Source organism: Halomonas sp. G11 (assembly GCF_001663515.1).
Taxonomy (GTDB): domain Bacteria; phylum Pseudomonadota; class Gammaproteobacteria; order Pseudomonadales; family Halomonadaceae; genus Vreelandella.
Window position 1 is genome coordinate 42,212 of record NZ_LYXG01000021.1, and the last position, 10,656, is coordinate 52,867.

A 10,656-nucleotide genomic window follows, 5' to 3' on the forward strand; every position below is an offset into this window, starting at 1 on the left:
CATGAATGCCATTCAGACCGATGCCATCACCCTGGTGGTCATCAACAGTGAAGCGCTCGAAGGGCGCTCGACCAGCAGCTTCGTCTTCCGTGGCGGCGGTGGCACCTTGGGCAGCGGCGCGCACGATCACTGGCTGCTGCAAGACCATAGAGGGCGTATTCGGCCAGGTCATGCTGATATCACCAAAATTGACGGGAAGTTTTGCCTCATCGATAGCAGTGGACAAACCTTCATCAACCGCTCGACCTTGCCTTTGGGGCGTGGACGGAAGGTGGCGCTGCGTGACGGAGACGAGCTGTTGATCGGTGAGTACCGCTTGAAAGTGCATCTTGGCGATCGTCAGTCCTGGCAGCCTGGCGCGCACTCCCTCGCTACTCTGGTTGATGAGGAGCACGAAGACGTCACCGTTCATGGGCATGCGTCGCCGGTGGGAAGCCATGGCCTCAATCGTGAGCAACCGCAGCGCCAAGATCCTATCGAAGCGCTGGGCGGCGTCATCCCCGGATCGTTGCAGCACGACCCGATGGTGGCACTGGAAGACGATGCTCCCAGACCGGCCATGTTGGAATCGGTCGATAGCCTGCCTGTTTCTCAGCGCCATGAATATCAGCAATGGGCTCAGCAAGAACGCCGTCGCGAAGCGGTGAGCCTACCAGACATACCCTCACTTAACGGCCAAAAAACACACAGGAGCAATGACATGGATGAGCGGCAATTAGACGACCTGGAACGCTCGGTGGGTGAGCAATTGGAAGACCGTTGGCAAAAGCCAACGTCGCGCTCGCTAAGCCATGTTGGTGCTGACCCATTACTGCGGGGATTGGGTATTGACCTGCCTTTTCGGGATAGTGAAGAGCAACAAGCTTTCCTGGAAGAAGCGGGCCAGACGCTGCGTGCCGCCATCGACGGGCTGCGGGTATTACAACAGACCCAAAATGACAGTAAGTACCCGCTACGTGATCGGCGCCTGCAACCGATCGAGGACAATCCACTGCGCTTGGGGCAGTCATTCGAGGAAACGGCTGAAACCATGCTGTCAGCGTCCCGCAGCCCTGTGCACCTGTCAGCACCGGAAGCCGTGGCCGAGAGTTTGCGTCACCAGGGCCAGCATCAAGCGGCGGTCGAAGACGCCATTGGCCACGCACTGAGCGCCATTCTGGACGCCTTTTCCCCCGAGGCGTTGCTTAAACGCTTTCATGCCTATCGCGGCGCCGGAAATCGTATCGATAACGAAAGTGGCTGGGCGTGGGAAATGTATGACCACTATTACCGGGAACTGAATTCTGACCGGCAGCAAGGGTTTCAAAAGCTGTTTTGGGAAGTGTTTGAGCAAGCCTACGACCAGTCTGTGCGTCGCCAGCAGCGGGAGGAGACATGACTGCGCCTGGTATCGCAAGGCTTGTCGGACTGCTCTGCCTCACCTTGCTGCTGACAAGTTGCGCGTCGACTCGGGAAGCCACCAGTAAAGCCTGGCAGGTCATGAAGGACCCCGACATCCCGGTGGGTTATCCCGGTGATCAGCCTACCAAGATTGATCTCAGCATGCTGGCGGAACCCGATGTGAACCCTAACGTGGAAGGCGAGGGGACACCGCTTCGCTTTCAAGTCCTGCAGTTGAAAGATGATTCAATGCTTATGGCCGCGGATTTAGGTCAGTTGGAAAACGACCTGGAAGAAACCCTGGGCACGAATTACCTCGCCCACGATGACTTTACGTTGCTGCCAGAGCAATGGAAGTTCTACGCGCCCTTCGAGGTCGATGAAGACACTCGTTATATCGGGCTGATTGCGTATTACGCCTCCCCCAATGAGGCGGAATGGAAGAAGGTCGTCAAGGTGAAAAGCCGTGGCGAGCACTATCACCTGCTGGTTCACCTCCGTGACAGCGAAGCTGAGTTAAGGAAGGAGGGATAATGGCCAGCCGGAATCGTGTGGTTTGGAGCGAGGGCTTATTCATCAAGCCTCAGCACTTCCAGCAACAGCAGCGCAGCCTGGAAGGGATCTTGGATACGCGCTTAAAGGGGGTAAGCCACTATTTATACGGCTTCCTTTCGCTGGAACTCAATAATGAATTCCTCAGTTTTGGCCGCATCGCCATCAGTCGGGCAAGTGGCGTCATGCCCGACGGCGTGGCGTTTCACCTCCCAGGCGATGACGTTGAGCCCGCGCCGCTGGAAATTAGTGACGCCAGTATTACCAATCAGGTCGTGTACCTAGGCTTGCCGCTGGCAACCGATGGTATTGGCGAAGTGCGTTGGCCTGAAGACAACTTGTCGGCGCGCTACCGGTTATTGTCGCGCAGCGTGCGTGATCTTCACTCGCAGGAGGGCGTGTCCACCGATATCAATGTCGCTCGGGTGTCGCCCCGCTTGCTGCTCGAACGCGATGACCGTAGCGGCTACGCCTGCCTCGCCGTTGCGCGCATTGTTGAGCGTCGCCCTGACGGCAGCCTAGTGCTTGATGAGCAGTTCTTGCCAACCCTGCTCAATGTGCAAGCGGCACCTGGGTTGCAGCGGTTTGTGGGCGAGATGGCCGGATTGATGCGCGAACGCGCGCGTAACATTGCCCAGCGCCTGTCTACGCCGCATCAGGCGGGCGTTGCTGATGTCTCCGATTTTATGTTGCTGCAACTGCTTAACCGCGCCCAGCCGCGTTTTCAGCACCTCGCTCGGTTGGGTCAACTGCACCCTGAGCGACTTTACGACACCATGCATGAAGTGGCCTGTGAACTTGTCACCTTTACTGACGAATCACGGCTGCCCCCAGAGTGTCCCGCCTACGACCACGATCACCCCGAAGGCGCCTTTCATCCGTTGATGAAAATGCTTCGCCAGGCGCTGTCGACGGTGCTCGAACCCCGTGCCGTGGCTATCCAGCTGCAGACACGGCGCTATGGCCTGCTAGTGGCGCCGCTGTCTGACCTTAGCCTGATCGAATCTGCGGAATTCATCCTCGCCGTGCGCGCCGACATGCCCAATGAACGGCTACGCAAGCTGTTTTTACAGCAAACCAAGGTGGCGAGCGTCGAGCGAATCCGCGATCTCATCAGCCTTCAGCTACCCGGCATTCCGCTTGAGCCGTTACCGGTGGCTCCACGCGAACTGCCCTATCACGCTGGCTATAGCTATTTCCAGCTCGACCGCCAAAGCGAGGCGTGGGGCATGCTCAACGGTGCCAGCGGCTTTGCTTTTCACGTCGCCGGTGAATTTCCAGGGCTGGAAATGCAGTTCTGGGCTATCAGGAGTTAAACCATGCAGCAGCTTGCCACCGATTCGCACAGCTTGAGCCGTTCCCAGGCACCTAATGACAGCGTGCGTCATGAGGATCTAATTAACGAGCGTGGTTTGGAGCATTTGATTCATAGCCACGCCGAGCAGCTTGATGCTGATGAGGATTATTGGTTCCGCCTGCGCGGCCATAACCTGAATCCGTTGGTTGATGCGGCCAGCAGCCTGCTGGGCATGGTGGTCAGGGTGCGGCAACTGGATGAAGCGGGTGATATTGAGCGCCTTTACCGTCAGGTTGTCGATGAAATCGCTGCCATTGAAATCGAGCTGACCGAGCAGGGTTATGACCGAGCCACGCTGCTCGCCTATCGCTATGTGCTGTGTTCATTTATCGATGAGGCCGTGATGGGCATGCCCTGGGGGCGGCAAAGTAAATGGGCCGAACACTCGCTGTTGACCCGCTTTCATAACGAAACCTGGGGCGGCGAAAAAGTGTTTTCGATTCTTGCCCGCCTCCAGCAAGAACCCCAACGCTACCGAGACATGCTGGCGTTCATTTACCTGTGTCTGTGCCTTGGCTTTGAAGGTCGATACCGGGTGATGTCTCACGGTCGCGAGGAGTACGAGCAAGTTGTCAGGGCCTTGGGTGACCAGTTAAACAGCCTGGAGGAACCAGGTGAAGAAGCGCTAACCCACCCCCTTGATAATGTCGTGCAGGGGCATCAACGCCGTTCATCGCATTTCCCTACCTGGGGCATCTTTGCGTTGTTTGGTATCGCCATGGTCGGCGTTTATTGGGGCTTTTCCTGGTCGCTGGACCAACAGGCGGCACAAATTACCTCGCTACTTAATCAACTTTACCGTTAGGAGAAACCATGCTCAGGGTAGAGCTACCAGCGCTGATTGGCCGTCTTAATACGATCGCTCGCCAAGGCCTAGAGCAGGCCGCGTTACTATGTGCGCAACAGCAGGCGCCCGAGGTGACGGTGGGGCATTTGTTGCAAGCCATGCTGGATCAGCCGCTGTGCGATGTCCGCGCCATATGTGAACACCTGGATATGGATATCGCACCGTTACGCGCGCAGTTGGCGGAAGAAACACGCCCGCCCCGCGAGGTAGAGGTGGCAACGCCGAGCTTTTCACCGCTTCTGGTCGAGTTGCTTCAGGATGCCTGGCTGCTTGCCTCCACCGAGTATCAGCATCCAACACTGCGAAGCGGTGCTGTATTTACTGCGCTGTTGCATAATCCGGAACGCTATTTGGGGGCAGGTGTGGTAAGGCTGCTGGCCGACATCAACCGGGAAAGCCTGCGCCGACATTTGGATCAGATAACCGCGCATTCAGCCGAGGCTCCCCAGGACGAGGTAACGGGGCACCCACGCCAAGTGCCCGCTGATACTGACGACAGTGCGCTGGCCCGCTTCGCTACCTCACTCACCGAGCAGGCGCGTCAAGGCACGCTCGACCCTGTATTGGGACGCGACCCTGAGATCGACCAGATGCTCGATATCCTTGGGCGTCGACGCAAAAACAATCCCATCGTGATTGGCGATGCCGGGGTCGGCAAAAGCGCTGTCGTTGAAGGTCTCGCGTCACGCATTGTGGCTGGCCAGGTGCCTGCGGCGCTTGCCGATGTCGAGTTGCTCACCCTCGACCTGGGGGCCCTGCAAGCCGGGGCGGCTGTCAAAGGTGAGTTTGAAAAACGACTTAAAGCCGTTATAGACGAGGTCAAGAACGCACCGCGCCCCACGCTGTTGTTTATTGATGAAGCGCATACCTTGATTGGCGCAGGTAACCAGGAAGGCGGTGGAGATGCGGCCAACTTGCTCAAGCCTGCGCTGGCGCGAGGGGAGCTACGCACCATCGCCGCCACTACCTGGCGGGAATACAAGAAATACTTTGAAAAAGACCCGGCGCTTTCGCGGCGCTTCCAGCCGGTTACGCTGTCTGAGCCCAGCGTCGATCAAGCCCTGGTGATTCTGCGGGGCTTACGGGATGTCTATGAACAGGCCCACGGCGTCCTGATTGGCGACAGTGGCCTAAGAGCGGCAGCGGCCCTGTCCGCTCGCTACCTGGCCGGCCGGCAATTGCCGGATAAGGCGATCGACGTGCTGGATACTGCCTGCACGCGCCTGGCACAAACGCTTGATACACCGCCGCGAAAGCTTAGCCATTTGCAAAGCGAGCATACCGCAGCGCTGCGCGAACGCGACCAGCTTGCCCGTGAAACGCTGCTGGGCCGAGACGTCGACGTATCACGCCGCCAGGAACTCGACGAGCGTTTAGCCAACCTTGACGATGAACTGGCGACGCTGGAAGCGGCCTGGGGCGAGCAGCGTGAATGTGTCGATGCCATCGTCGCCTTGCACCGCCAACTACTCGATGACGAAAGTCATGCTGAAGACCCGCTTTCCTCTTCCCTGCACGCCGAGCTGGCGGCGCGTGAACAGCAGCTAGCCCAATTGCAGCAGACCTTTACCCTGGTCAACCCGAGCGTTGAAGAAGCGCAAGTTGCCCAGGTGATTGGCGACTGGACCGGCGTGCCGGTTGAGCGGATGACCAGCGATGAATTAACGCGTTTGACCGCGCTACCTGCCTACCTGAGTGACATGATTCAGGGGCAAGACGCTGCCATTGAACGTATCCACCGTCATCTACTGACCGCGCGTGCCGACCTGCGTCGCCCTGGGCGGCCGCTGGGTGCTTTCCTGCTCGTTGGCCCCAGCGGGGTCGGCAAGACCGAAACCGTGGTACAGATCGCCGACCAGCTGTATGGCGGTCGCCAGTTTCTTACCACGATCAACATGTCCGAGTATCAGGAGAAGCACACCGTATCCCGCCTTATAGGCTCGCCGCCCGGTTATGTCGGTTTTGGTGAAGGTGGGCTGCTGACAGAGGCGATTCGTCAGCGCCCTTATTCGGTCGTACTGCTGGATGAAGTGGAAAAAGCTCACCCCGATGTGCTGAATCTGTTTTACCAGGCGTTTGATAAAGGCGAACTGGCAGATGGAGAAGGCCGGCTGATTGACTGCAAGAACGTGCTTTTCTTCCTCACCTCCAACCTGGGTTATGAAGCCATCGTCGCTCACCGTGATAACCCCACGGCACTCGATGATGCGCTCTATCCGCAGTTGGCCGACTTCTTCAAACCGGCCTTGCTGGCACGTATGGAAGTGGTGACTTACTTACCGCTAGAGGGCGATACTCTCCGCGCTATCGTCAATGCCAAGCTTGCCACCCTGGCGGCGCGCATCCGCGAACGCCACCGCCAGGCAGATGTGGTACTGGATGACGCGCTGGTCGAGGCGATCTGCGCCCGGGCAACGCGTAGTGAAAATGGCGCGCGCATGCTGGAGTCGGTGATCGACGGCGAGTTGCTACCGCCGCTCTCCCGTGCACTGCTTGAGCGGATGGCGCGTCGTGAAAGCGTGGCCAGCGTTGTGTTGGGGGTCGATCCTGACCACGGCAGCTTTACTGCGGAGGTCGCCTGACACCATGACGTCTGCTGCCGATGCCACATCCTCTGCCAAGAGCGCGTTATCAGCTGAACTGGCGGCTATGCCATTGGCATTGATGCTGGTGGAAAGTCGCTCAACGTCGATGTTGCGCCAGCGAGCAGCCCAACTGCTGCAAGACCACCTGGGGCTGGCATCGGCCGAATGTCTGTATATCGATGGCAGCGGCCGCTGGCTGGGGCGAGATGGCGACGACGGACAGTTTGATTGCAGCGATTTCAATCACCCCTATGCCCACGTCATTCGCAGCGGCAAAGCATTGACCCTGAGCGTCGCCGATGCACGCACGCGCCTGGATGATGCCACTTTCCAGCAACAGGTGGCCGCACTTGGCGCAGGCTCGTACCTGCACATCCGCCCCCTGCGGGCGGCCGACAAAGACCACGAATGGCTGGGAGTGATGGTGTTGGTAGGTACCCAGGCAAGGCTAAGCAGCCTGACGGAAGACCCCGGCATGGTGGCGTTTGATGCCTTGCTGTGCCGTGTATGGGCCCGACTGGCCCGGGAGCAGGGGGAGCGTCAGCGCTCCCGCCTGCTGCAAGATTCGCTTGCCAAGCTCAACGATGGTGCCCGTCGCCAGGCACTGGCCGACCAGCTCGCCGCCGACCTGCTGGGTCAGTCGTCAGCCATGCAAGCACTGCGTCGGCATGTGGTGCGTGCGGCCGAAACAAATCTGGCAGTCCTCCTCCAGGGTGAAACCGGCACGGGCAAGGACCGGGTGGCACGTGCTATCCATCAGCTTTCAGGACGGGCAAAAGGTCCCTTCATGGCGATTAACTGCGCCGCCATTCCCGAAGCGCTGCTTGAGTCGGAGCTTTTTGGCCATGCCAAGGGAGCTTTTTCCGGGGCCGACCAGGCCCGCGAAGGACTCATCAGCCAAGCGGACGGGGGCACGTTATTTCTCGATGAAATCGGTGATATGCCGTTAGCCCTGCAAGCCAAACTGTTGCGTGTGCTGGAAAGTGGCCGCTACCGACCGCTCGGGGCCAGTGAGGAACGCTGCGCGAATTTGCGCCTGGTGGCGGCTACGCATCAACCGCTACGTGAACAGATTCGTGAGCGGCGGTTCCGCGCAGACCTTTACTACCGGTTAGGCCAGTTCCCCCTTGCATTGCCACCACTTTGTGAACGGCGCGACGATATTGCCACGTTAGCCCAGTCCTTTATTCGCGACTTTTGTGAACGTGAAGCACGTGACGAAATGGGTATTACCCCCGCCGCACTGCGCCTGCTTTATCGCCGCGATTACCCGGGCAACGTTCGCGAACTAAAAAACGTGATCGATTATGCCTGCGCCATGACGCCTCAGGGCGCTGATATCGACGCTTACCTGTTGCCGGGTGAGCAAAGTGATCAAGCCTCATCGGAGGTGACGGAAGACGCTGGATTCGCACTACCCGATGACATTGATGACCTGCGCCAGGCCCTGCGCGATGTCGAGTCCGCCATTATTCGTCAACGTTTGCGGCGGTTCGGGGGCAATCGTGCCCAGGTAGCAGAAAGCCTTGGTTTACCCAAGCGAACCCTGGCCCATAAATGCCAGCTATTAGAACTGGATACCAAATGAACACGATGTTGTTAAACCGCCACGTCTTAGCCGGTGGTTTGCTGGTGCTATTGACGCTATTAAGCCACCCCTCTCGCGCAGAAGGGCGCACAGCGTTGCTGGAAAAGGCCCGGTCATGCGCCGAGGAGTCCTCCCGTTTAGAGCGCCTGAACTGCTACGACGCGCTGTTTAAAACGCCAACGCCAAGCGGCGACACCAGTGAGCTGCCCGCGTTATGGCACGCCATTGAACGCCAGGAGGCGGCGCGCGCCGGCGACGACATGGGGTTGACCATACGCAAAGCGGGCAGCGACGTGCTGATCAGTGTGCCCGCATTAGGCACGACACCACCCAGGCCCGTCATGGTGATGGCCTGTGAAAATCTGATTACCCGGTTTCAACTGCATATGCCGGTAGCCATTGATAGTGCCCGAGTGACGCTTGAGCTTAGCGGTCATGGAGGCGTCATTGAGCAGCAGTGGCGGGTTCGTGACGGCGGGCAGGTGATTAGCGGCGGCCGCGGTTTACCAGCCATCGATACCCTTCGCCAATTACTTGGTGCTGAGGAACTGACATTACGCAGTGATGAGAGTGCCTTGGACGGGCTGCGCTTTGATGTATCAGGCCTTCGTGAGGATATTCAACCACTGCGCGATGCGTGTCGCTGGTAAAGGAGTCACTCAATGCGCATCACCGTTGAAGATCATCTAACGCCCGTATTGGCTCCGCTGGACGTTAACGATGAAGGACACCCCGTCGGCGAACCGCTGGAAGACACCAATGACTATCTGGCGCTCGATGAAGAAATGATGAAGGTAGGCTCGTTGCAGCATGCCCACGTTGACTGGGACACCGCTGAAACGCTGGCCGTTCGGATGCTAAGCGGCAAAGGCAAGGATCTAAAGGTGCTGGGGCATTTAGTGCATTGCCTGCAGCACGGTGGAAATGGCGTGCGTTTTGCGCTTTCGCTGCGTCTGCTGGCCCGCAGCGTGGGCCAGCCTTGGTGGTCACAGGCTTACCCGTTTACGGGCAGCCGGGGTGCCAAGCTACGTGCCCGTTTATTTCAGCAGTTTATCCAGCGCAGCGTGAAGTTGGTGTCGAGCCTCGATTTTCACAACGCAGAAGATGAATTTGAGGCCTGCCAGGCATCGCTTGAAGAACTCCAACAGCAAGCAGAAGCGAACGCGTTGCCCGGGCAGAACCTGGATGAGCTGAGCCGACAATTGCTTGCCCAACGGCCGACAGCATCAACGTCCGCTGCCGAGACAACGCCGTCGGACAATACGCTGCCTGACCAGCCTGATGCGAATAGACAGGCGGCGACGACAACGCAGCCCTCTTCAGCCAAAGCGCCTGAGCTGCGCATGGAAGCCGGAAACGAGCGCTCGAATCGCCAAAGCTTGTTGAAGATGGCCGATTTCCTGCTCGAGCAAACCCCCGGTGAGCCTTTGGCCTATCGATTGCGTCGTTTCGCGATCTGGGGCGCGATTCAGGCACTTCCCAATGCCAGGGAGGACGGTAAAACCGAACTGGCGCCTGTTTCAGCCGACCGGGTTGCCGATTACCGCGACGCGATTGCGCGGGGAAGCGATCACGACCTGTGGGAGCGCATTGAGAACAGTCTGACGTTGAGCCCTTATTGGCTGGAAGGCCATCGCTTGAGCGCAGGAGTTGCGAAGCAGTTAGGGCACCCCCGCTGCGCCGAGGCGATTCGTGAGGAAGCCCAGCGCTTTGTGGAGCGGTTATCGGGTATCGACGCCCTGGCCTTTAATAACGGGGTGGCATTTATCGATGATGAAACAAAGCGGTGGTTGTTCAGCGGCTCGCAGGGTACGGGAGCATCGAGCGACGGAGGGGAGGCTTGGCAGGCAGGCTTGCAAGAGGCTCGCGATGCCATGGCGGATGGCAATGTCGGAGCCGCGTTAAAGGTGCTTGATCAAGGATTGAGTCGTGCCCGCTCGCCACGCGATAGCGCCTATTGGCGTTTGGCAAGCGCGGATTTGTTACATGAAGCGGGACTGGAAAGTCTGGCTCAGCAGCACTACCGAACGCTTCACCAAACAGTCACGGCGCTGGCGCTAGAGCAGTGGGAGCCGACATTGGTCTCGCGGCTGGAAGCCGCACTCAATGCGTCGCACTGACAGTATCGTTAATACAAGGGACGAGGGATAAAGGCTAATGTGGTCAACGTTAAAATCAAAGCTGGGCCGCTGGGTGCCGGGTCTATCGAGAGCACAGACAGCGCACAATAGTGCCAAGGCCAAGAGCAACAAGGTAAAAGGGCTGTTACGGCTTTCAACGCTGCTTTGGGCGCTGCTGGTGGTGGCGTTATTGATTGCCATTTGGTGGTTGGGGCCGCGCTGGGAGG

General features: G+C 58.7%; 9 protein-coding genes. All 9 read left to right on the forward strand.

Translation table 11 applies throughout. The annotated features are described in order from the left end of the window. Position 1: 1 nt before the first annotated feature. Positions 2-1,378: a type VI secretion system-associated FHA domain protein TagH gene (gene tagH, locus ADS46_RS10780; protein ID WP_066319891.1), complete on the forward strand. Its 1,377-nt coding sequence runs from the start codon at positions 2-4 to the stop codon at positions 1,376-1,378. Beyond that, a complete protein-coding gene (tssJ, locus tag ADS46_RS10785; RefSeq protein WP_066319892.1) occupies positions 1,375-1,914 on the forward strand; it encodes a type VI secretion system lipoprotein TssJ in 540 nt (179 codons plus the stop codon). The genes tagH and tssJ overlap by 4 nt, the downstream gene beginning before the upstream one ends. After that, positions 1,914-3,248, forward strand: coding sequence for a type VI secretion system baseplate subunit TssK (tssK, locus tag ADS46_RS10790; RefSeq protein ID WP_066319894.1), 1,335 nt, complete (start codon positions 1,914-1,916; stop codon positions 3,246-3,248). Before tssJ ends, tssK begins: the two co-directional genes overlap by 1 nt. 3 nt (positions 3,249-3,251) lie before the next feature. Then, positions 3,252-4,094 carry a type IVB secretion system protein IcmH/DotU gene (icmH, locus tag ADS46_RS10795; protein WP_082926058.1) on the forward strand — a complete coding sequence of 281 codons (843 nt, stop codon included), beginning with the start codon at positions 3,252-3,254 and terminating at the stop codon, positions 4,092-4,094. Positions 4,095-4,102: 8 nt separating this feature from the next. After that, a complete protein-coding gene (gene tssH / locus ADS46_RS10800; protein ID WP_066319896.1) occupies positions 4,103-6,718 on the forward strand; it encodes a type VI secretion system ATPase TssH in 2,616 nt (871 codons plus the stop codon). Positions 6,719-6,722: 4 nt separating this feature from the next. Then, complete coding sequence (locus ADS46_RS10805; RefSeq protein WP_082926059.1) at positions 6,723-8,309, forward strand: sigma-54 interaction domain-containing protein; 1,587 nt, start codon at positions 6,723-6,725, stop codon at positions 8,307-8,309. Continuing rightward, on the forward strand, positions 8,306-8,959 hold the full coding sequence (vasI, locus tag ADS46_RS10810; RefSeq protein WP_082926060.1) for a type VI secretion system-associated protein VasI: 654 nt from the start codon (positions 8,306-8,308) through the stop codon (positions 8,957-8,959). Before ADS46_RS10805 ends, vasI begins: the two co-directional genes overlap by 4 nt. Before the next feature lie 12 nt (positions 8,960-8,971). Beyond that, positions 8,972-10,429 carry a type VI secretion system protein TssA gene (gene tssA, locus ADS46_RS10815; protein WP_066319901.1) on the forward strand — a complete coding sequence of 486 codons (1,458 nt, stop codon included), beginning with the start codon at positions 8,972-8,974 and terminating at the stop codon, positions 10,427-10,429. 37 nt (positions 10,430-10,466) lie between these two features. Beyond that, on the forward strand, positions 10,467-10,656 hold a 190-nt coding region (locus ADS46_RS10820; protein ID WP_156524503.1), incomplete at its 3' end, for a hypothetical protein.